Raw genomic sequence first — 22,499 nt, forward strand, 5'->3', positions numbered from 1 at the left:
CGCGGCAGCGTCCGCCGGGTGCGCCGCGGCCCAGCATCCCACAGGAGGAACCCCCGTGAAATTCGAAGGTATCTATACCCCCGCCATCACCCCGCTGAGCGCCGACGGCAGCATCGACACCCAGGCCTTCACCGAGGTCCTGGAGTTTCTCGTCGAGTCGAAGGTGCACGGCATCGTGATCGGCGGCTCCACCGGCGAGTACTACGCGCACACCGCCGAGGAACGCCTGGCCCTCGCCGCCCACGCCAGCGAAGTCATCGCCGGGCGCCTGCCGCTGGTGGTGGGAACCGGCGCGATCCGCACCGAGGACTCGCTGGCCTACGCCGAAGCCGCCCGCGCCATCGGCGCCGACGCCATCCTGGTCGGCTCGCCGCCCTACGCGCTGCCGACCTCGCGGGAGATCGCCGAGCACGTGCTGGCGGTGGATCGCGCCGCCGGCCTGCCGATCATGCTCTACAACTATCCGGCGCGGATGGGCGTGGAGATGGACGAGGCGTTCTTCGCCGCCGTCGCCGGCTGCCGCAACATCGTCGCGATCAAGGAAAGCTCCGGCTCCACCGCGCAATTGCACCGCCTGGCCTGCCGCCACCCGCGGATCGCCTTGTCCTGCGGCTGGGACGACCAGGCCCTGGAGTTCTTCGCCTGGGGCGCGCGCAGTTGGGTCTGCGCCGGCTCCAACTTCATCCCTGGCGAACACCTCGCCCTGTACCAGGCCTGCGTGGTCGAGAACGACTTCGCCAAGGGCCGGCGCATCATGGCGGCGATGATGCCGCTGATGGACTTTCTCGAAAGCGGTCACTTCGTCCAGTCGATCAAGCACGGCTGCGAACTGGCCGGCCTGCGCGCCGGCGGCGTACGTGCGCCGCTGAAGGCGCTGGACGAGGCCGGCAAGGCGGCACTGGCGGAGATCGTCGCCAGGCTCAAGGGCGAGGTCGCGCGGATCGTCGAGGGTGGCCGCCATGACTGAGCTGCTGAGCCGGGAGGAATACGCGGCCATCGCCGCGACGCTGGACCTTCCCCAGCGCGCCTTCATCGACGGAGGGTTCCGCGATGCCTGCGGCGGCCGCACCTTCGCCTCGACCAACCCGGCCACCGGCGAGCTGCTGGCGCAGGTCGCCGCCTGCGACGCGGAGGACGTCGGGCACGCCGTGGCCAGCGCGCGGCGGGCGTTCGAGGACGGCCGCTGGCGCTCGCGCACGCCCGCCGAGCGCAAGGCGGCGCTGCTGCGCCTGGCCGAGCTGCTGGAAGAGCACCTGCTGGAACTGGCGGTGATGGAGAGCCTCGACAGCGGCAAGCCGATCCGCGAATGCCAGCACACCGACCTGCCGGAAACCATCAATACCCTGCGCTGGCATGCCGAACTGATCGACAAGATCTACGACAGCACCGCCCCGGTCGGTTCGGCGGCGCTGGCCATGGTGGTACGCGAGCCGATCGGCGTGGTCGGCCTGGTGCTGCCGTGGAACTTCCCGCTGCTGATGCTCGCCTGGAAGATCGGCCCGGCGCTGGCGGCAGGCTGCTCCGTAGTGGTCAAGCCGGCCCCCGAGACCAGCCTGACCGCCCTGCGCGTCGCCGAACTGGCCAGCCAGGCGGGGATCCCCGCCGGGGTGTTCAACGTGGTCCCCGGCGGCGGCCGCGAGGCCGGCGAACCGCTGGGCCGCCACCCGGACGTGGCGATGGTCAGCTTCACCGGCTCCACCGCGACCGGCCGCCTGTTCCTCAAGTACGCCGCCGAGTCCAACCTCAAGCGGGTGGTACTGGAGTGCGGCGGCAAGAACCCGGCGGTGGTGATGAACGATGTCGAGGACCTCGACCTGGTGGCGCAACACGTGGTCAACGGCGCGTTCTGGAACATGGGCGAGAACTGCTCGGCGTCCTCGCGGCTGATCGTCCACGCCGAGGTCCGCGAGGCGCTGCTCGAACGCATCGGCGCGCAGCTCCGCGAGTGGCGCATGGGCGACCCGCTGGATCCGCGTAATCGCCTCGGCGCGCTGGTCAGCCCGGCGCACTTCGAGAAGGTCCGCGCGTACCTCGACCAGGCCAGGACGGAGCGGTTGGCGGTGCGCTTCGGCGGCGCCACCGAGGCTGGCATCTTCGTCGAGCCGACCGTGGTCGATGGCGTCTCGCCGCACAGCCGGCTGTTCCGCGAGGAAATCTTCGGCCCGCTGCTCTCGGTCACCTCTTTCGACGACATCGACGAAGCCATCGCCCTGGCCAACGACACCGTCTACGGCCTCGCCGCCTCGGCCTACACCGGCAGCCTGCGCCACGCACTGCGCCTGTCGCGGGAGATCCGCGCGGGGATCGTCACCGTCAACTGCTTCGGCGAGGGCGACGCCTCGACGCCCTTCGGCGGCTACAAGGAGTCAGGCTTCGGCGGTCGCGACAAGTCGGTCTGGGCACACGACCAGTACACAGAGTTGAAGACCATCTGGATCGACGCTTCCTGAAGCTGTCCGGCCCGCAAGGGCCGGCACTCCCGCCTGGCGGCGAGACCGGACAACCGGGCCGGACAGGCGACCAAGTGCAGACAACACCCATTCTGCATAACGTTCCGTCGCTATGCTGCTGCCTCCACCCTTCCCTTTTCCGCCAGGAACGACACGGAGACTCATCCATGACGGACAACCATATCGATGTACTGATCAACGGCTGCGGCATCGGCGGGGCGATGCTCGCCTACCTGCTCGGCCGCCAGGGCCACCGCGTGGTGGTAGTGGAGCAGGCACGGCGCGAACGCGCGATCAACGGCGCCGACCTGCTCAAGCCGGCCGGCATCCGGGTGGTCGAGGCGGCCGGGTTGTTGGCCGAGGTGACCCGTCGCGGTGGGCGGGTCCGCCATGAGCTGGAGGTCTATCACGACGGCGAGCTGCTTCGCTATTTCAACTATTCCAGCGTCGACGCGCGCGGCTATTTCATCCTCATGCCCTGCGAGTCGCTGCGCCGCCTGGTACTGGAAAAAATCGACGGCGAAGCGACCGTCGAGATGCTGTTCGAGACCCGCATCGAAGCGGTGCAGCGCGACGAGCGCCACGCGATCGACCAGGTGCGCCTGAACGACGGCCGCGTGCTGCGTCCGCGGGTGGTGGTGGGAGCCGACGGTATCGCCTCCTACGTGCGCCGCCGGCTGCTCGATATCGAGGTGGAACGCCGCCCCTACCCGTCGCCGATGCTGGTCGGCACCTTCGCCCTGGCGCCCTGCGTGGCCGAGCGCAACCGCCTGTACGTGGACTCGCAGGGCGGGCTGGCCTACTTCTATCCGATCGGTTTCGACCGCGCGCGACTGGTGGTGAGCTTCCCCAGGGAGGAGGCGCGCGAGCTGATGGCCGACACCCGCGGCGAGTCGCTGCGCCGGCGCTTGCAACGCTTCGTCGGCGACGAGAGCGCCGAGGCGATCGCCGCCGTCACCGGCACTTCGCGCTTCAAGGGCATCCCCATCGGCTACCTGAACCTGGACCGCTACTGGGCGGACAACGTGGCGATGCTCGGCGACGCCATCCACAACGTGCATCCGATCACCGGCCAGGGCATGAACCTGGCCATCGAGGACGCCAGCGCCCTGGCCGACGCCCTCGACCTGGCCTTGCGCGACGCCTGCGCGCTGGAGGATGCCCTGGCCGGCTACCAGGCCGAGCGCTTCCCGGTGAACCAGGCGATCGTCTCCTATGGCCATGCGCTGGCCACCAGCCTGGAGGATCGCCAGCGCTTCGCCGGGGTCTTCGACACCGCCCTGCAGGGCAGCAGCCGTACGCCGGAAGCCCTGGGCGGCGAGCGCTCCTACCAGCCGGTGCGGTCGCCGGCGCCGCTCGGCTGAACCCGCCAGCGCGGCCGGAGCGTATCGTCCGGCCGCGCGCCTAGAGCAGGTCGCGGCGCAACTGCGGGAATACCTTGGCCACCTTGTTCAGCAGGTAGTCGCCGTACTCGCCGTGGAAAGCGTGGACGTTGGCCTGGTCCCAGCGACGGGCGCTGTCATCCTGTTCCGGCACCTCGGGCAGCCCTTCGATGGGCTGCACGCGGGCATGGAAGTTCGGATCGAAGAACAGCGGGAACGACAGGCGGTCGCGCCCCGAAGTGTTGCGTGCCACCCGGTGCGGCGTGCTGCGGTAGAGGCCGCCGGTCATGCGTTCGAGCATGTCTCCGAGGTTGCAGACGAACGAGCCCGGTATCGGCGGAGCCTCCAGCCAGCCCTGTGGGGTGCGCACCTGCAGGCCGCCGATGGCGTCCTGGTGGAGCAGCGTGAGCAGGCCGTAGTCGGTGTGTTCGCCGACGCCCCACTGCACGTCGAGGCCCTCCGGCACTGGCTGGCTCGGGTAATTGAACAGGCGGAAGAGGATCAGCGGATCGCCGGTATAGCGCGCGGCGAAGTAGTCGGCTTCCAGTCCCAGACCGAGGGCGATGCCCTCCATCAGCCTGTGGCCGACGCGGGTGGTTGCGTCCAGGTACTCCAGCAGCGTCTCGCGCAGGCCGGGCACCTCGGGGAACAGGTTGGCGCCATGCAGCGGCGTCCCGGCGCGCACTTCGGGATGCTCAGCGTCCAGTTCGCTGCCCAGGTACAAGCCTTCCTTCCAGTCCGGGCGGTTGGAGGTCAGTTCGCCGCCAAGAGGGAAATAGCCGCGCCAGGCGCGCCCGCCAAGCTCCATGCGCCAGCGCAGCTTGCTCGTCTCGTCGAGGGCGAAGAACTGCCGCGCCAGGCGCTCCAGGCGCTCGACCAGTTGCGCCTCGACGCCGTGCCCGACCACGTAGAAGAAGCCCTGCTCGCGGCAGGCGCGGTCGATTCGCACGGCGACCGACCGTCGCGCCGCCGGGTCGCTGCCGGCAAGGGCGGCGATATCGATGATCGGCAGACTCGGAGTGCTCATGGCGTTCCTCACAGGGGTTGGGCGAAGGGGGTGCGGATGTCGGCGAGGAACTTCCGCGCACGCGGGTGCTGCGGGCGGTTGAAGAAATCGTCGGGGCTGGCGCGCTCCAGCACCCGGCCGGCGTCCATGAACAGCACGCGGTCGGCGACGTCGTGGGCGAAGCCCATCTCATGCGTTACCACCACCATGGTCATGCCGTCGCGGGCCAGGTCGCGCATCACCAGCAGCACCTCGCCGACCATCTCCGGGTCGAGGGCGCTGGTCGGTTCGTCGAACAGCATCAGCGGCGGCTCCATCGCCAGCGCGCGGGCGATCGCCACGCGCTGCTGCTGGCCGCCGGAAAGCCGCGCGGGGAACGCCGCCGCTTTGTCCGCCAGGCCGACCCGCTCCAGCAGCGCCATGGCCTGGCTGCGCGCCTCCGCGGGTTTCAGGCCGCGCAAACGGAGCGGCGCCAGGGTGCAGTTGTCCAGCACGTTCAGGTGCGGGAACAGATTGAACTGCTGGAACACGAAGCCGATGTGCGAGCGGAAGCGATTGAGGTCCAGGCCGGGAGCGTGGATGTCCTGGCCATCGATCAGGATGCGCCCGCCCTGGATCGGTTCCAGGCGGTTCAGGGTACGGATCAGGGTGGATTTTCCGGAGCCCGAGGGTCCGCAGACCACCACCACCTCACCGCGGCCGACCTGTTCGTCGACATCCGCCAGGGCGTGGTAGGCGCCGTACCATTTGTTGACCTTTTCCAGCCGGATCATCGGGCCTCCTTGGGATTGCCACGCTGCGCCTGGCGGCGTTCGAGCCAGAAGGCGAAACGCGACAGTCCGAAGCACAGGATGAAATAGGTGAGGCCGAGGATCAGGTAGACCTGGGTCGGCAGGGTGAACACCTGGGTATTGATCTGCGAGGCGATGAAGCTGACTTCGGCCAGGCCGATGATGTAGCCCAGGGAGGTCTCCTTGATCGTCGAGACGAATTGGTTGACCAACGACGGCAGCATGTTGCGCAGCGCCTGCGGGAGGATCACCAGGCGCATGCTCGCCAGGTAGCCCAGGCCGAGCGAACGCGCCGCCTCGAACTGGCCACGGTCGAGGCCCTGGATGCCGGCGCGGACGATCTCGGCCAGGTACACCGCGTCGAACAGCACAAGCGCCAGCAGCATGGTGGTGAACTGGTCGGTGCGCTGGCCGGTGAGGGTCGGCAGGAAGAAATAGGCCCAGAAGATCACCATCAGCAACGGCACCCCGCGCACCACGAAGACCAGCGCGGTGACCGGCCAGCGCAGCCAGCGCCAGGGGCTGACCCGCGCCAGGCCGAGCAGGATGCCCAGCGGCAGCGCCAGCAGCAGCGCCAGCGAGGCCAGGACCAGGGTCAGGGCCAGCCCGCCCAGCGGCCCGTTGGGGTACTGGCCGACGAGGAAGTACAGCCAGTAGCTATCGATCAGTTCCAGGGTGGTCATCGCCGTTCGACTCCCGGATAGCGCTGCTGGTACCAGGCGGCGGCGCCGGTGATCAGCAGCGATACGCTGAGATAGGCCGCGGTGGCGAAGGCAAAGGACTCGAAGCTGCGGAAGGTCGAACTCTCCACCTGGCCGGCCTGGTACATCAGCTCGGCGACGCCGATCACCGTGGCGATGCTGGTGTTCTTCCACAGGTTGAGGGTTTGCGAGATCAGCGGCGGTACGGTGATCCGCAAGGCCTGCGGGAGGATCACCAGGCGCATGCTCGCCAGGTAGCCGAAGCCCAGCGCGCGGGCGGCCTCCAGTTGCACCGTGGGCACCGCGCGGATGCCGCTGCGCATGTCCTCGCTCATGAACGCGGCGGTGTACAGGGTCAGCGCGACGATAGCGCTGGCGGCCTCGATGTTGCCGGCGTAGAGCCAGGCCTTGAGGTCCTCGGGTAGCCATTCCGGCGCGGCGAAGTACCAGAACAGCATGTGCGCCAGCAGCGGTACGTTGCGGATGCTCTCGACATAGGCGAAACCGAGCCATTGCAGGGCGCGGAACGGCGCCAGGCGCAGCAGCGCCACCAGCATCGCCAGCGGCACGGCGAAGACCAGGGTGACGGCGGCCAGCTTCAGCGACAGCAGCAGGCCGGCGACCAGCATCTCATGGTACTGGCCGCGCAGCAGCAGGGAGAAATCGAACTCGAACATGGGAAAGGCGCACGCTGTCCGCGAGGACTCACAGGGGACGGGCGGCGACGCGCATGGTCGCCGTCACGCAGAGACGTCAGGCGCTCACTCGGGGATCCGGTCGGAATCGATCTTGAAGTGGCGCTCGCTGAGGTTGGACTTGGTGCCCGGCCCGTACCACTTGAGGTACAGCTGCTCCGCCACGCCGCTGCGCTCCAGGCCGGCGAGGGTCGAGTCGACCAGTTGCTTGAGTTGCGGATTGCCCTTGCGGAAGGCGATGGCCAGGGCCTCGGTACTCAGGTTCTCCGGCAGAATGGCGTAGCCGCCGGCCGCCGCGCCGAGCTTGCCGAAATCGTTGACCAGTGCCGACTCGTCGTCGACGAAGGCCTGACCCTTGCCCTGCTGCAACGCCAGCAGCGCCTGCTGGCTGGTCTCGAAGGTGACCACCTGGGCGTTGGGCAGCGCCTTGCGGATGTTCGGCTCCTGGGTGCCGCCCTTGACCGTCAGCACCTTCTTGCCGTCGAGGTCATGCAGCGAGGCGAAGCCGGCGTTCTTCTTCACCAGGGCCTTCTGCCCGGTGACGATGATCGAATAGGAGAAATCCACCAGCGCCTCGCGCTCCTTGTTGTGGGTCAGCGAGGCGGCGAGCAGGTCCACGTGGCCCTGCTGCAACTCCGGGATACGCGCCGCCACGGAAATCTGCTTGAACACCGGCTTGACCCCGATGGCCTTGGCGATCTCGGTACCAAGATCGACCTCGTAGCCGATGATCTGACGGGTCTTCGGGTCGATGAAGCTGTTCGGCTCGTCGGTGCCAAGGGTGCCGATGACGATCTCGCCCTTTTTGCGGATGTCGGCCAGGTCGTCGGCATGGGCAGCGCTGCCGATCAGGGTGAACACAGCCGCCAAGGCTGCGCCAAGCAGGCGAATCTTCATGATGGGTATCTCGCGGAGGAATGGGGTTCGACGTCGGGCGCCGGGTGGGCCGCAGTCTATTAATAACCAAACATCCGGTGAAATATGGTTTTCATATAACCATATGAGATATCAAACTATGCCACTTCCCGCCCCGCGCCAGGGCCCGCGCGCGCTCAGGTGCCCTCGCGCAAGCGCAGCGGGTCCACCAGCCCGGCGGCGATGGCCATGCCCACCAGCTCCGGCAGGGTCTGGGCCTGCATGCGCTTCATCACCCGCGCGCGGTAGAGGTCGACGGTCTTCACGCTGACTTCCAGTTGCTCGGCCACCTCGCGGCTGGTATAGCCGCGCACCAGCGGCAAGAGCACGTCGCGCTCGCGCGGGGTGAGGCTGTCCAGGCGTTCGTGCAACCCGGCGTCGAGATCGTGGTGCCGGCGCCGACGGGCGTGGCGATCGAGGGCCTGCTGCACGCTGTCGAGCAGCAATTGTTCGTTGTAGGGTTTCTCGATGAAATCCACCGCACCGGCCTTGAAGGCGCGCACCACGATGGGCACGTCGGCATGGCCGCTGACGAAGATCACCGGCAGGTCGATGCCGCGCGCCAGCAGTTCGTCCTGCACGTTCAGCCCGCCCATGCCGGGCATCCGCACGTCGAGCAGGACGCAGGCATGGCGGCCGCCCTCGCAGGCATCGAGGAAGTCCCGGCCCTGGGTGAAGGGCCGTGCCTTGAGGCCGACCGATTCCAGCAGCCAGACCGTCGATTCGAGCATGCCCTGGTCGTCGTCGACCACGTAGACCAGCGCTTCGTCAGGCATAGCCATCGTTACCCTCCCGTGGCGCCGGCGGCGAGCGGCAGCCGGCAGTTCATGAGCAACCCGCCATCCGCCGGCAGCTCGGCTTCGAGGGTGCCGCCGAAGCCCTCGACGATGCTGCGGCTCATCGACAGGCCCAGGCCCAGCCCTTCCGGCTTGCTGGTGTGGAACGGCGTGAAAATGTGTTCCAGCTGATCCGCCGGCACTCCCGGTCCCTGGTCGCGAACCCACAGGCAGAGCAGCCCGCCGGGCTCGACGCGGCTACCGATGACGACCCGCGACGGCGAGCCGGGATGCGCCTCGCGGTTGGCTTCGATGGCGTTGCGCAGCAGATTGAGGAACACCTGTTCGAGCAGCACGCGGTCGGCATACAGCGGCGGCGGATTGTCGGTCATCGCCTCTTCCACCGCCACTTGCCAGTGCCCGGCTTCCCACGCGCAGAGGCCGATGGCCTCGCGTGCCACCTGGTTGAGGTCGAGCGCCTGCAGGCGCCGCTGGCCCTTGCGCAGGAAGGCGCGCAGGCGCTTGATCACCTCCGCCGCGTGGCCGGCGTGCTCGCCGATCCGCGCCAGCCCCTCGGCCACCCGCCCGGCGGCCTCGGGCTGGCTGCCGAGGACGGCCAGGTAACGCTGGCTGGCGCTGGCGTAGTTCATCACCGCCGCCAGCGGCTGGTTGATCTCGTGGGCGATGCCCGAGGCCAGTTCGCCGAGAGTGACCAGCCGCGCAGTGTGCGCCAGTTCGTCCTGGTGACGGCGCTGCTGGGCCTCGCGCAGTTCGCGTTCGGTCATGTCGCGGGCCACCAGCGAGTAATAGCGCTCCTCGCCGCGGCCGCGATGGGCCAGCAACACCAGCGAGACTGGCAGCGACGGACGCCCGTCCTGCGGTTGCAGGCGCCCCTCGCGGCTCCAAACGCCGCCATCGCGCGCCTGTCGCCAACCCTCTTCGGCCAGCCGCGCCGGAGTGTCGCCGGCCAGCAGGCGTTCCAGCGCCGGCGCCTCCTGCCCGTCGGCGATGCCGAGGGCGGCACGTGCCGAAGGATTGAGGTAGGTGACGCGGCCGCCATGCTCGACGAACAGCACCAGGTCGGTGTTCGCCTCGACCACTTCGGCCAGGCGCCGGCGGTTCTCCTCCGCCTCGACCCGCCGGGTGACATCGCGGGACACGCTGACCACCTCCACCACCGCCCCGGTGTAGGTCTCGCGGATCGCCCGGCTGGCGGTCTCGAACCAGCGGTAGCGGCCGTCGCGGTGGCGGATACGGTAGGTGATGGTCAGGTAGCCGTCCTGCTCCAGCGCTTCGCGCGCGCGCAGCGCCACCTGGCCGCGGTCCTGGGGGTGGAACAACGCCTGCGCCGGACGCCCGCGCAGTTCCTCCGGCCAGTAGCCGAGCAGGGTCCAGGAGGCCGGCGAGGCGTCGAGGAAAATGCCGTCGAGGGTATGCCGGGAAATCAGGTCGGTGGTGTTCTCGGTGATCAGCCGGTACAGCCGGCTGGCCCGCGCCGCCTCGCGCTCGCCGCGCAGGCTGGCGGTGGCGTCGCGGCAGCGCGCCAGCACCCGGGCCTCGGCGCTGTCGGGAATGAACTGCCAGAGCAGGATGCGCCCGTCGCACTCCGCCTCCACCTCGCCGAGGGCCCGCGCCTGCCCCAGGCTGGCGCGCACCAGTTGCCCATGGTTGGCCGGGAGGTAAGCGCGCCAGGCCTCGCGCGGCCGCTCGCCAAGCAAGGCAAGGAAGGCCTGGTTGAATTCCACCGCCTGCGCCTCGCCGTCGAGCAGCAGCGCCGGCTGCGGGTCGGCCGCGAGGAACGGCGCAGCGCGGGTGACGCCACGGGCGGCGGCGAGCAACGGTGCGAGGAGCAGGCCGAGCCAGTCCAGCGCAGCGCTCTGCGGCGTATCGCTGGCCACCAGCAGCAGGCCTTCGTCGCCGGCCTGCAGGTCGAGGGCGAAGGCCATGCCATGCTCCACGCCGGCACGCCGCAAGCGCGCGCCGAGCCAGGAGGCGGAACGCCGCAATTCGTCCAGAGCCAGCCGGCCGTCGCGCACCAGCCGCTCGCGCAACGCCAGGTCGCTGGCCCGGTTCGGCTCGCCGGCGCCCGGCGGCAGCGCCGGCGACGGCGGCACCGGGGTATAGGTCTGCGCCTGCGGCTGCCAGGCCAGGTACCAGGCCTGGCGCGTGCCCGGATGTTCGAGCAGCAAGCGGCGCAGCGCACCGACCCGCTCGACCAGCGGCGCGCCCTCGCGCAGCAGGCGCAGGAGGCTGTTGAGGGCAGGCGAAGCGGGAAGCGGACTCATGGGCGGAAGATGGTCCTGGGAATTTATATGGTATTTATACTATAAGCTTATGGTTTAACTTCCATATATTTTTCATCGTTGCTATAAATCGCCCCAACCCAAGGAGCGCTTCGCCTGGTCCTTGGAAGCTGTTCACGATCTGCCGAGCCAGAGAAACCAGCCGTTTTCGACGCAGTCTCTCCGCGCGCGGCAGATCGTGACCCTTACCCAGAACAGAGCTAACAATCAGCCACGGGGTACTCTTCATGTCGATCTTCGAACAGGGTCTCGCGCCCGCCGCCGTCAACCACATCGCCCTGACGCCGCTGAGCTTCATCGAGCGCACCGCCAGCGTCTATCCGCACTACCCCGCGGTGATCCACGGCAACATCCGCCGCGACTGGGCGCAGACCTACCAACGCTGCCGACGCCTGGCCTCGGCCCTGGCCGGGCGCGGCATCGGCCAGGGCGACACGGTGGCGGTGATGCTGCCGAACATCCCCGAGATGCTCGAGGCGCACTATGGCGTGCCGATGATCGGCGCGGTGCTGAACACCCTCAACGTACGCCTCGACGCCGAAGCCATCGCCTTCATGCTGCAACACGGCGAAGCCAAGGTGCTGATCACCGACTACGAATTCCACGAGGTGATCCATGCCGCCATCGGTATGCTCGACCACCCGCCGCTGGTGGTCGACGTCAACGACCCCGAGTATGGCGAAGGCCGCCCGGTTGGCGAACTGGACTACGAGGCGCTGCTCGCCGAGGGCGACCCGCAGTTCGCCTGGGAATGGCCCCGGGACGAGTGGCAGGCGATCTCGCTGAACTACACCTCGGGCACCACCGGCAACCCCAAGGGCGTGGTCTACCATCACCGCGGCGCCTACCTGAACGCGCTGGGCAACCAGATGACCTGGTCCATGGGCCAGCACCCGGTGTACCTCTGGACCCTGCCGATGTTCCACTGCAACGGCTGGTGCTATCCGTGGACGGTGACCGCGCTGGCCGGCGTCCACGTCTGCCTGCGGCGGGTCGATCCGCAAAAGGTCCTCACCCTGATCCGCGAGCACCAGGTCAGCCACCTGTGCGGCGCGCCCATCGTGCTCAACGCCCTGATCAACATGCCCGACTCGGCCAAGGCCGCCATCGACCACCCGGTGCATGCCATGGTCGCCGGCGCCGCGCCACCGGCCAAGGTGATCGGCGCGGTGGAAGAGATGGGCATCCGCGTCACCCATGTCTACGGCCTCACCGAGGTCTACGGCCCGGTCACGGTCTGCGCCTGGCACGGCGAGTGGGACGACCTGCCGCTGGAGCGACGCGCCGCGATCAAGTCGCGCCAGGGCGTGCGCTACCCGACCCTCGAAGGGGTGATGGTGGCCGACCCGAAGACCCTCGAGCCGGTGCCGCGCGACGGCCAGTCCATCGGCGAGATATTCATGCGCGGCAATACCGTGATGAAGGGCTACCTGAAGAATCCCAGCGCCACCGAGGAAGCCTTCGCCGGCGGCTGGTTCCATACCGGCGACCTGGCGGTCTGCCATCCGGACGGCTACATCGAGATCCGCGACCGGCTCAAGGACATCATCATCTCCGGCGGCGAAAACATCTCCACCATCGAACTGGAGGGCGTGCTCTACCGCCACCCGGCGGTGCTGGAGGCGGCGGTGGTGGCGCGGCCCGACGAAAAGTGGGGGGAAACGCCCTGTGCGTTCATTACCCTGAAGAGCGATCATCAGGGGCTTGCCGAGAGCGAGATCGTCGCGTTCTGTCGCGAACACCTGGCCGCGTTCAAGATTCCGCGTACCGTGGTGTTCTCGGAACTGCCGAAGACCTCCACCGGCAAGATCCAGAAATACGTGCTGCGCGAGTGGGCCGCCGCCCTCTGAGCGCCGCCAGCCGAATTGCCCGTGCAGCGGCCGTACCACGGCGGCCGTAGGCAGGATGCGCACGGGCAACCCTGTACCTGCGGCCGTCCCGCCGGCCGTTCACCGACGAGGTGTGCAATGCCTGAATACAACGCCCCGCTGCGCGACATGCGCTTCCTGCTCAACGACGTGTTCGACGCCCCCGCCCTGTGGCAGCGCCTGCCGCGACTGGCCGAGCGGATCGACGCCGACACCGCCGACGCCATCCTCGAGGAAGCGGCCAAGGTCACCGGCGGCCTGCTCGCGCCGCTCAACCGCAGTGGCGACGAAGAAGGCGCGCAGTGGCAGGACGGCGCCGTGCGCACCCCGGCCGGCTTCCGCGAGGCCTACGCGACCTACGCCGAGGGCGGCTGGGTCGGCCTCACCGGCAATCCGGCCCATGGCGGCATGGGCATGCCGAAGATGCTGGCAGTGCAGTTCGAGGAGATGATGTACGCGGCCAACGCCAGCTTCAGCCTCTACTCGACCCTTTCCGCCGGCGCCTGCCTGGCCCTCGATGCACACGGCAGCGAGGAGCTGAAGAACAGGTACCTGCCGAACATGTACGCCGGCACCTGGGCCGGCTCCATGTGCCTGACCGAACCGCACGCCGGCACCGACCTGGGCATCATCCGCACCAAGGCCGAGCCGCAGGCCGACGGTTCATACAGGATCAGCGGGACGAAGATCTTCATCACCGGCGGCGAGCAGGACCTCACCGAGAACATCATCCACCTGGTGCTGGCCAAGCTGCCCGACGCGCCGGCCGGTTCGCGCGGCATCTCGCTGTTCCTGGTGCCGAAGTTCCTGGTCGGCGACGACGGCGCGCTCGGCGCACGCAACGCGGTGCACTGCGGCTCCATCGAGCACAAGATGGGGATCAAGGCCTCGGCCACCTGCGTGATGAACTTCGACGGCGCCAGTGGCTGGCTGGTCGGCGAAGTCAACAAGGGCCTGGCGGCGATGTTCACCATGATGAACTACGAGCGCCTGTCCATCGGCATCCAGGGCATCGGCTGCGCCGAGATGTCCTACCAGAGCGCCGTCGCCTACGCCCGCGAGCGCCTGCAAAGCCGCGCGCCGACCGGCCCGGTGGCCAGGGACAAGGCCGCCGACCCGATCATCGTGCACCCCGACGTGCGCCGCATGCTGCTCACCATGAAGGCGCTGACCGAGGGCGGCCGCGCCTTTTCCACCTATGTCGGGCAGCAGCTCGACCTGGCCAAGTACGCCGAGGACCAGGAAGAACGCAGCCAGGCCGAAGCCCTGGTGGCCCTGTTGACCCCGGTGGCCAAGGCCTTCTTCACCGATACCGGCCTGGAGAGCTGCGTGCTCGGCCAGCAGGTGTTCGGCGGCCACGGCTACATCCGCGAATGGGGCCAGGAGCAACTGGTGCGCGACGTACGCATCGCGCAGATCTACGAAGGCACCAACGGCATCCAGGCGCTCGACCTGATGGGCCGCAAGGTGGTCGCCAACGGCGGGCTGTTCCTCTCCATCTTCAGCCGCGAGGTGCGAGCCTTCGCCGCCGGCGCCAACGCCGAACTGGCGGAGTTCGTCACCCCGCTGCTGACCGCCCTGGACCTGCTGGACAACCTCACCCAGGGCATCGTCGCCCGCGCCGGCAACGACCCGCGCGAGATCGGCGCAGCCTCGGTGGAATACCTGCATCTGTTCGGCTATACCGCCTACGCCTACCTCTGGGCGCGCATGGCCGCCGCCGCGCTGCGCCAGCGCGAGGCCGACCCGGCGTTCCACGACGGCAAGCTGGCCACCGCGCGCTTCTACTTCGCCCGCATCCTGCCCCGCGTGCACTCCCTCGCCGCCGCCGTCGAAGCCGGCAGCGAAAGCCTGTACGGCCTGGAGGCGGAACAGTTCTGAAGCTTCCGTCGCGCGGCCCGTGGGCCGCGTGTTTTTTCCGGGACAGCATGCAACGCGCTGTCCGCCGACAGCCCGCGATAACGGCGGATAACCGCGAAGCGGTTATTCGCCCTACGACGCCCGGGAAGCCGGCCAGGCATTCTTGAAAAACGACGCAACCGCCGGTTATTCGCTAGACCAGGAACAAGGACATATCCATGCGAACCCTCACCACCCTCCTCGGCAACAGCCAGAAACTCGACGGCGGCGCCATGTTCGGCAATGCCCCGCGCGCGCTCTGGTCACGCTGGATGCAGCCCGATACGGAGAACCGCATCGACCTCGGCTGCCGTGCCCTGCTGGTGCGCGACGGCGAGCGCAACGTACTGGTGGAGACCGGCATCGGCGCGTTCTTCCCGCCCGCCCTGCGCCAGCGCTACGGCGTCCAGGAAGAGCGCCACGTACTGCTCGACAGCCTCGCCGCGGCCGGCCTGGACGACGCCGACATCGACGTGGTGCTGCTCACCCACCTGCACTTCGACCACGCCGGCGGCCTGCTCGCCGCCTGGGAAGAAGGCCAGCCGGCGCGCCTGCTGTTCCCCAACGCGCATTTCGTCAGCGGCCGCCGCCACTGGCAGCGCGCGCGCCAGCCGCACCCGCGCGACCGAGCCTCGTTCGTGCCGGAACTGCTCGACCTGCTGCAGGCCAGCGGACGCCTGGAGCTGCTCGACGACGGCGAGCGCTCGGCGCATCTGGGCGAGGGCTGGCGTTTCCATTTCAGCGAAGGCCATACCCCGGGCCAGATGCTCCCGGAGATCGCCATGCCCGACGGCCCGGTGGTATTCAGCGGCGACCTGATCCCCGGCGCACCCTGGGTACACCTACCGCTGACCATGGGCTACGACCGCTTCCCGGAAGGCCTGATCGAGGAAAAGGAACGCCTGCTGGACAGCCTCATCGCCCGCAACGGCCGACTGGTCTTCACCCATGATCCGTGCGTCGCCATGGGCCGGGTGCGACGCGACGAACAGGAGCGCTACAGCCTCTACGACACCCTCGAGCGGGTCGAGAACCTCGAGGCCTGAGCGAAAGGCGCGGCCCGCCCCGGTGGCGGGCCGCGGGAATCAGGAACGCGCCTTGCGCGCGCCCTTGCAGCGCTCGATTCCGAGCCGGCAGATCCGCTCGCAGAGTTCGGCGAAACCGATCCCGGCCGCCGCCGCGGCCTGCGGCAGCAGGCTGGTGGCGGTCATGCCCGGCAGGGTATTGACCTCCAGGCACCAGAGCCGGCCCTGTTCGTCGAGGCGGAAGTCGGTGCGGCTGTAGCCGCTCAGCTTCAGCGCCCGGTGTACCTTCAGCGCCAGACGCTGGGCCTCGGCGGCGATCGCCGGCGGCAGGTCGGCGGGAAACACCTCGCGCACCGCGCCGGCCTGGTACTTGTGCTCGTAGTCGAAGACCTCCTGGCCGCCGAGGAGAATCTCGCCCACCGGCAGCGCCTGGTCGTCGAGCACCCCGACGGTGACCTCGCGGCCGGCGACGAAGCGCTCCAGCATCACCTCGTCGCCATAGCGCCCGGCCAGCTCGATGGCCGGCTGCAATTCGGCCTGGGAATGCACGATGGACAGCCCCACGGTGGAGCCCTGGCTGTTCGGCTTGACCACCAGGGGGAAGCCCAGTTGCTCGCGCACCGCCTCTTCCGAGGCCGGCGCCATCAGCCAACTGGCGGTCTCCACCCCGGCGGCGAGGAACAGGCGCTTGGCCACGTCCTTGTCCATCGCCATGGCGCTGGCCAGGTGGCCGCTGCCGGTATAGGCGAAACCACCGGCATCCAGCAACGCCTGCAGGGTGCCGTCCTCGCCGGTGCCGCCGTGCAGGGCGAGGAAGAACACGTCGACCCCAGCCAGTTCGCCGGCGCTCAGCAGGCTCTGCTTGCCGCTGCGGATGATCGCCAGCGAGTCGGAGTCCGGCGGGACCTCCTTGACCTTGCTCGCCAGCAGGCGGCGCTCTTCCTCCGCGCCGAGCAGGCCGCTGGCGGTATCCACCGCCAGCACCTGGTGGCCGGCGCTGCGCAACGCCTGGATCACCTGCGCGCCGCTGGCGATGGAGACGTCCCGTTCCTCACTGCTGCCGCCGAAGAGAACGGCGACCTTCAACTTGTCCTGTCCCATGTTCCACCTGTCGTTCCAGTGCTGGAGGCAGAAAAGCACAACACAGGGGTAACTGAACAGAGACAGTCATCGTCGCGCGCAGCGAACGGCCTCCCTCAGCCGCGCAGTTCCTCGACCAGCGTGCGCAGCAGTTCGGCGGCCGGCAGCTCCCGCGCCAGCGCCGCGCCCTGGCCGGCCCACTGGGCGGCGAAATCATGGTTGCCGCGAGCCAGAGCGGCGGTCTGCAACGCTTTGGTCGCGTCGTAGACGAACGGATAGTCCGGCAAGGGCGGCACTCCAGGCGCGGCGGCATCGAAGAACATCCGGTTGGGCAGGCCGCGGGCGCTGCGCCCGGACATGGTCACGGTCAGCGCGGTGCGCGCCGCGCGCGGCCCCTTCAGCGCCTCGCGGTAGGCGGCGTTGGCCGAGGACTCCGGACAGAGGACGAAGGCGGTGCCCATCTGCACGGCGCTCGCGCCCAGCTCCAGGGCGGCGCGGATGCCCCGTCCGTCCATGATCCCGCCGGCAGCCACCACCGGTAGCGAACCGCGCGCCGCCAGCAGGCGGACCAGCGCCAGGGTGCCGATGGCGGCGTCGCCGCGCTCCGGCTCGAACACCCCGCGATGGCCACCAGCCTCGATGCCCTGGGCGACCACCGCATCGGCGCCGGCGGCCTCCACCAGAGCCGCTTCCTCCGGCGTGGTGGCACTGACCAGTACGCGGATGCCCGCCGCCTGCAACGCGCGAACCTGGTCGCGGGGCGGCGCGCCGAAATGGAAGCTGACCGCCGCCGGCCGCTCTTCCAGCAGCATCGGCAGCAGGGTCGGGTCTTCGAGGAAGCTCAGGTAGATGTTGTTCAGGCGCGCCGGCGGCTCGGCGCCGAACTCGGCGAACAGCGGCTTCAGGTAGTCCAGCCAGGCGCGCTCGCGGGCCGGGTCGGCCTGCCCCGGGCGGTGGCAGAACAGATTGACGTTGAACGGCTTGTCGGTCAGCCCGCGCACCTCGCGGATCAGCGCCCGGCCCTTCTCGGCGGCGCTACCGGTGATGGCGATCGAACCGAGCCCGCCGGCGTTGGATACGGCGGCGGCCAGCGCCGGCGTGGAGACGCCGAGCATGGGTGCCTGGATGATCGGCTGCTGGATACCGAGCAGGCGCGTGAAGCGGTCAGTCATGGCGATTCCCTCTCCCGGTCGGACGACACCGCGTCGGCCGACGCTTGACCAATATATCTTCATAAAAGAATATTTTTAACAATTCATTCTCATAAAGAGATAGATCGATGGACCTTTCCTCCCTCGAAATCTTCCGCGCGGTCGCCCACGAAGCCAGCGTCACCCGCGCCGCTCAGCAGTTGCAGCGAGCGCAGTCGAACGTCACCACGCGGATCCGCCAGCTCGAGGAGGACCTGGGCGTCGAACTGTTCCTGCGCGACGGCAAGCGCATGAGCCTGACCGAACGCGGCAGCGAATTCCTCGCCTACGCCGAGCAGTTGCTGGCTCTCGCCGACGAGGCGCGTCAGTCGATGCATCCCGCCGAGCCCGGCGGGCGCCTGCGCCTGGGCAGCATGGAAAGCACCGCGGCCAGCCGCCTGCCGGCGCTGCTGGCGAGCTATCACAAGGCCTGTCCGCGGGTCGCCCTGGAAGTCTCCACCGGCACCAGTCGCGCGTTGTTCGATGGGGTGCGGGCGCGGCGCCTGGACTGCGCGCTGGTGGCCGCCGGCCCGGGCTGGGCCGGCGAACTCGATGGCAGCGGCCTGCGCGGCGAGCCGCTGTTCCGCGAGGAACTGCTGATGATCCTGCCGGCCGAACACCCGCCGGTCCACGACGTCGCCGAGGTGCGCCTGCGCACCCTGGCCGGCTTCGCCCGTGGCTGCACCTACCGGCAACTGGCCGAGGACAGCCTGGGCACGCCGCTGACGGTGCAGGAAGTCGGCTCCTACCATGCGATCCTCGCCTGCGTCGCCGCCGGCGCCTGTGTCGGCGTGCTGCCGCGCTCGGTGCTGCAACTGCTCGGCACGCCGCCGCTGCGCAGCCTGCCCCTTGCCGAAGTAGACACCTGGCTGGTCTGGCGCGAAGGCTACGCGACCGCTGCCTTCGAACGCTGGCGCGGCGTGCTGGGCCAGGCCGGCGACTGAGCGGCCAGGGGCGAACCCAACGGCCTGGCTCCGGTCCAACCCCGAGCCATCAGAACAATAGCGAGCCAAGGAGTTGCCCATGAGAAGACTGCCCACCCTCTGCCTGCTGGCCCTCGCGCCGCTCACCGGCGTGGCGCCCCAGGCCCAGGCCGCCAGCCTCTACAACCTGCTGGTGGGGACCTATACCGAAGGCTCCAGCGAAGGCATCCAGGTCTACCGCTTCGACGGCGCCGACGGCTCGGTGAAAGGCCCGCTGCGCGTGGCCCATACCAGCAACCCCTCGTACCTGACCTTCGCCCCGGACCAACGCACTCTGTTCGTGGTCAACGAGAACGGACGGGGCGGCAAGGGCGATACCGTCGGTCGCGCCACGTCCTACCGTTTCGATCCGATCAGCGGCCGCCTGCAACAGATCAGCCAGGTCCAGACCCTCGGCGATCATCCGACCTACAGCAGCCTCAGCCATGACGGTCGCTACCTGTTCGTCGCCAACTACTCGGTACAGCCGGAAGGCTCGGTGGCGGTACTGCCGGTGCGCGCGGACGGCTCGCTGGCGCCGGTGGTGCAGGTGGAGTCGCACCAGGCCAGCAAGGTGCATCCGCGCCAGGTTTCCGGTCATGTGCACTCGGTGGTGTCCTCGCCCGACGGCCAGTACCTGTTCGCCCCCGACCTCGGCGCCGACAAGGTATTCGTCTACCGCTACGCCCCGGAACAGGCCGAACGTCCGCTGCAGGCGGCCGATCCGGCATTCGTCCCGACCCCGCCCGGCAGCGGCCCGCGCCATCTGATCTTCAGCGCCGACGGGCGTTTCGCCTACCTGACCCTGGAACTGAGCGGCCAGGTGATGGTGTTCGCCCATGAGGGCAATGGCCGCCTGCGTCAGTTGCAGACCCACGACCTGGCGCCTGCCGGCTTCCAGGGCAAAGTCGGCGCCGGCGCCCTGCACCTGTCCGCCGACGGCCGCTTCCTCGGCGTGCTCAATCGCGGCGACGACAACCAACTGGTGACCTTCGCCGTCGACCCGGCCAGCGGCCAGTTGCGTTTCGTCGAACGGCGCTCGGTGGAAGGCACCGAGCCGCGCGAATTCGCCTTCTCGCCCGGCGGGCGCTTCGTCCTCGTGGCCAACCAGAACAGCGACCAGTTGCGGGTGTTCGCCCGCGATCCGCAGAGCGGCCAGGTGGGCAAGACGCTGCAAAGCGTCGAGGTGGGGTCGCCGAGCGATCTGCGCTTCGTGGCGGTGCCGTGACCTTGCGCTCGGCCATCCGCCGATACGCCGCTGGGCCGGCGGATCGGCGCTAAGCGGTCATCCGCACTACGGAGCCAGACCCGAAGCCCGCCCTGGCTCCAAGGCCCACAGGCATGGAGCTTCCGCCCACATACGGCAAGTCCTGCAGGGCGAATAACGCCAGGGGCGTTATCCGCCGCTGTCCCGGAGAACCGGCGGATAACCGCAAGCGGTTATTCGCCCTACGGAACCAGGATCCGCCACGTAGAGGTTTGCCATGCTTGCCCTCCAGACGATGGGGTAGCTAACTAGCCCCGGCAGGAGGTCGAATCGTCGCGCAGCGGGTCGAGCGACAGTGATGCCGCGAAGGCGTCTCGCTCCAGGGGGAACCGTCGCGACGGGTTGCCCGCAAGCTACACCCAGCCCCTCCCCCAATAGTCCCCGCGACCAATCGTCAGCCCCTCATCCCACCGTCCCGCGACACCAACGAATCCACCTTAAACCCACGCCCAGCAAGGCCTATAGCGCTAATCACAGACGCCCTTGACCTCAACTTAACTTGAGGTTTTATAGTCCCCGCTGCGGTCATACCGCCCCGTTTCCCCAGGACCACGAACCGCCTCCACGGCCGCTTCGCGGCGCCGGATGGCGACCAGCACAAGGAACGACCCATGCAGCGCTTCATCGATAACTCGCTCGAAAGCAACTGGCTCTGGCTGACCGCCCGGATCTGCCTGGCCCTGATGTTCGTCGCCTCGGGACTGGCGAAGCTGTTCGACTATCAGGCCAGCCTGGAGGAAATGCGCGCCGCCGGCCTGGAGCCGGCCTGGCTGTTCAACATCGCCACCGCCGTGACCCTGCTGGCCGGCTCCGCACTGGTCCTGCTGGACCGCAAGCTATGGCTCGGCGCCGGGGCGCTGGCGGTGTTCCTGCTGCTGACCATCCTCATCGTCCACACCTTCTGGAGCAAGACCGGCGTCGAAGCCAAGCTGGCGATGTTCTTCGCCCTCGAGCACATCGCGGTGATCGGCGGCCTGATCGCCACGGCCATCGCCAGCGCGCAACGCCAGCGGCTGCGCCAGGACGTCTCCGTGGCCGCCACCTACCAGAAGGCCTGAGGCGATCATGCAGAAACCCGTCCTGATCGCCAGTGCCGCGCTCATCTGCGCGGCGGTTATCGGCATCGCCGTCTACGCCACCGGCTCGGCGAAGAAAGACGCCGGCGGTTTCGCCGGCTACCCGCCGGTGAAGGTCGCCCTCGCCTCGGTGGAGCGGCGGGTGGTGCCGCGCGTCTTCGATGGCGTCGGCGAGCTGGAGGCCGGTCGCCAGGTCCAGGTGGCCGCCGAAGCGGCAGGACGGATCACCCGCATCGCCTTCGAATCGGGCCAGCAGGTGCAGCAAGGGCAGTTGCTGGTGCAACTCAACGACGCGGTGGAACAGGCCGAGCTGATCCGTCTCAAGGCGCAGTTGCGCAATGCCGAGATCCTCCATGCCCGTGCGCGCAAGCTAGTAGAGCGCAACGTCGCCTCGCAGGAACAGCTGGACAACGCCGTCGCCGCCCGCGACATGGCGCTCGGCGCGGTGCGCCAGACCCAGGCGCTGATCGACCAGAAGGCGATCCGCGCGCCCTTCTCCGGCCAGCTCGGCATCCGCCGCGTGCACCTCGGCCAGTACCTCGGCGTCGCCGAGCCGGTGGCCAGCCTGGTGGATGCGCGGACCCTGAAAAGCAATTTCTCCCTGGACGAAAGCACCAGTCCCGAGCTGAAGCTCGGCCAGCCCCTCGAGGTCCTGGTCGACGCCTATCCGGGGCGCAGCTTCCCGGCGCGCATCAGCGCCATCGACCCGCTGATCGGCAAGTCGCGCACGGTGCAGGTCCAGGCCTTGCTGGACAACCCCGAAGGCCTGCTCGCCGCCGGCATGTTCGCCAGCATCCGGGTCTCGCGCAAAGCCGACGCGCCGTCGCTGAGCGTGCCGGAAACCGCGGTCACCTATACCGCCTACGGCGACACCGTGTTCGTCGCCCACCAGGACGGCGACCGGCCGCTCAGCGCCAAGCGCGTCTCGGTGCGGATCGGCGAGCGCTGGGACGGTCGCGTGGAAATCCTCCAGGGCCTCGCCGAGGGCGACCGGGTAGTGACTTCCGGACAGATCAACCTGAGCGACGGGATGGCCGTGGAACCGGTCAAGGAAGACACCCTGAGCAGCGCCGCGCCCCCCGTGCCGGTCGCAGGCCGCTGAAGGAACCCCGC

At 68.8% G+C, this 22,499-nt stretch carries 19 protein-coding genes; 10 read left to right on the top strand and 9 right to left on the bottom strand.

Annotation, left to right across the window (positions count from 1 at the left end; genetic code table 11):
* Positions 1-55 precede the first annotated feature (55 nt).
* The 3 genes from LJF27_RS26420 to pqsL all read left to right on the top strand — a co-directional run bounded on the left by LJF27_RS26420 (position 56) and on the right by pqsL (position 3,814).
* Positions 56-967 (top strand): dihydrodipicolinate synthase family protein, encoded by a 912-nt coding sequence (locus LJF27_RS26420; RefSeq protein ID WP_003118988.1) that lies wholly within the window; start codon positions 56-58, stop codon positions 965-967.
* Entirely contained in the window at positions 960-2,450 is a 1,491-nt protein-coding gene (locus LJF27_RS26425) for an aldehyde dehydrogenase (RefSeq protein ID WP_003101377.1), read from the top strand. Before LJF27_RS26420 ends, LJF27_RS26425 begins: the two co-directional genes overlap by 8 nt.
* A gap of 167 nt (positions 2,451-2,617) precedes the next feature.
* A complete protein-coding gene (pqsL, locus tag LJF27_RS26430; protein ID WP_023117187.1) occupies positions 2,618-3,814 on the top strand; it encodes an FAD-dependent monooxygenase PqsL in 1,197 nt (398 codons plus the stop codon).
* A 40-nt stretch (positions 3,815-3,854) separates the two neighbouring features.
* Here pqsL and LJF27_RS26435 read toward each other — a convergent pair whose 3' ends face one another.
* The 7 genes from LJF27_RS26435 to bfiS form a co-directional block, all read right to left on the bottom strand.
* Positions 3,855-4,859, bottom strand: a complete 1,005-nt coding sequence (locus LJF27_RS26435) for an isopenicillin N synthase family dioxygenase (protein WP_003101381.1) — start codon at positions 4,857-4,859, stop codon at positions 3,855-3,857.
* An 8-nt stretch (positions 4,860-4,867) separates the two neighbouring features.
* A complete protein-coding gene (locus tag LJF27_RS26440) occupies positions 4,868-5,611 on the bottom strand; it encodes an amino acid ABC transporter ATP-binding protein (protein WP_003101384.1) in 744 nt (247 codons plus the stop codon).
* Positions 5,608-6,312 (bottom strand): amino acid ABC transporter permease, encoded by a 705-nt coding sequence (locus LJF27_RS26445; protein ID WP_010793457.1) that lies wholly within the window; start codon positions 6,310-6,312, stop codon positions 5,608-5,610. The genes LJF27_RS26440 and LJF27_RS26445 overlap by 4 nt, the downstream gene beginning before the upstream one ends.
* The gene (locus LJF27_RS26450; RefSeq protein ID WP_003101388.1) at positions 6,309-7,007 is read right to left on the bottom strand and encodes an amino acid ABC transporter permease; all 699 of its coding nucleotides are present in this window, start codon (positions 7,005-7,007) and stop codon (positions 6,309-6,311) included. The genes LJF27_RS26445 and LJF27_RS26450 overlap by 4 nt, the downstream gene beginning before the upstream one ends.
* An 84-nt stretch (positions 7,008-7,091) precedes the next feature.
* Entirely contained in the window at positions 7,092-7,922 is an 831-nt protein-coding gene (locus LJF27_RS26455) for an ABC transporter substrate-binding protein (protein WP_014602473.1), read from the bottom strand.
* Between the two features lie 155 nt (positions 7,923-8,077).
* Positions 8,078-8,722, bottom strand: coding sequence for a two-component system response regulator BfiR (gene bfiR / locus LJF27_RS26460; RefSeq protein ID WP_003114717.1), 645 nt, complete (start codon positions 8,720-8,722; stop codon positions 8,078-8,080).
* A gap of 2 nt (positions 8,723-8,724) precedes the next feature.
* The gene (gene bfiS, locus LJF27_RS26465) at positions 8,725-11,001 is read right to left on the bottom strand and encodes a two-component system sensor histidine kinase BfiS (RefSeq protein ID WP_003123960.1); all 2,277 of its coding nucleotides are present in this window, start codon (positions 10,999-11,001) and stop codon (positions 8,725-8,727) included.
* Between the two features lie 245 nt (positions 11,002-11,246).
* Here bfiS and LJF27_RS26470 point away from each other — a divergent pair, with 245 nt between their 5' ends.
* From LJF27_RS26470 to LJF27_RS26480, 3 genes are all read left to right on the top strand, one after another.
* Entirely contained in the window at positions 11,247-12,869 is a 1,623-nt protein-coding gene (locus tag LJF27_RS26470) for an acyl-CoA synthetase (protein ID WP_003093598.1), read from the top strand.
* Positions 12,870-12,986: 117 nt separating this feature from the next.
* Positions 12,987-14,768 carry an acyl-CoA dehydrogenase C-terminal domain-containing protein gene (locus LJF27_RS26475; RefSeq protein ID WP_003118167.1) on the top strand — a complete coding sequence of 594 codons (1,782 nt, stop codon included), beginning with the start codon at positions 12,987-12,989 and terminating at the stop codon, positions 14,766-14,768.
* Positions 14,769-14,965: 197 nt separating this feature from the next.
* A complete protein-coding gene (locus tag LJF27_RS26480; protein WP_023117188.1) occupies positions 14,966-15,832 on the top strand; it encodes an MBL fold metallo-hydrolase in 867 nt (288 codons plus the stop codon).
* Between the two features lie 39 nt (positions 15,833-15,871).
* Here LJF27_RS26480 and LJF27_RS26485 read toward each other — a convergent pair whose 3' ends face one another.
* Together LJF27_RS26485 and nmoA are read right to left on the bottom strand one after the other, a co-directional pair.
* Entirely contained in the window at positions 15,872-16,912 is a 1,041-nt protein-coding gene (locus LJF27_RS26485) for a D-alanine--D-alanine ligase (protein ID WP_003093601.1), read from the bottom strand.
* A gap of 95 nt (positions 16,913-17,007) precedes the next feature.
* Entirely contained in the window at positions 17,008-18,063 is a 1,056-nt protein-coding gene (gene nmoA, locus LJF27_RS26490) for a nitronate monooxygenase (protein ID WP_003111998.1), read from the bottom strand.
* Positions 18,064-18,170: 107 nt separating this feature from the next.
* On the opposite strand from nmoA, the gene nmoR reads away from it, so the two are divergent.
* From nmoR to mexH, 4 genes are all read left to right on the top strand, one after another.
* A complete protein-coding gene (gene nmoR / locus LJF27_RS26495) occupies positions 18,171-19,025 on the top strand; it encodes a LysR family transcriptional regulator NmoR (protein ID WP_003104733.1) in 855 nt (284 codons plus the stop codon).
* Positions 19,026-19,104: 79 nt separating this feature from the next.
* Positions 19,105-20,271, top strand: coding sequence for a gluconolactonase PpgL (gene ppgL / locus LJF27_RS26500; RefSeq protein WP_003093604.1), 1,167 nt, complete (start codon positions 19,105-19,107; stop codon positions 20,269-20,271).
* Positions 20,272-20,921: 650 nt separating this feature from the next.
* A complete protein-coding gene (gene mexG, locus LJF27_RS26505; RefSeq protein ID WP_003093607.1) occupies positions 20,922-21,368 on the top strand; it encodes a multidrug efflux RND transporter inhibitory subunit MexG in 447 nt (148 codons plus the stop codon).
* A gap of 7 nt (positions 21,369-21,375) precedes the next feature.
* Entirely contained in the window at positions 21,376-22,488 is a 1,113-nt protein-coding gene (mexH, locus tag LJF27_RS26510; RefSeq protein WP_003104731.1) for a multidrug efflux RND transporter periplasmic adaptor MexH, read from the top strand.
* The last annotated feature ends 11 nt before the right edge of the window (positions 22,489-22,499 follow it).

The organism is Pseudomonas sp. 203-8 (genome assembly GCF_020708595.1).
GTDB lineage: Bacteria > Pseudomonadota > Gammaproteobacteria > Pseudomonadales > Pseudomonadaceae > Pseudomonas > Pseudomonas aeruginosa.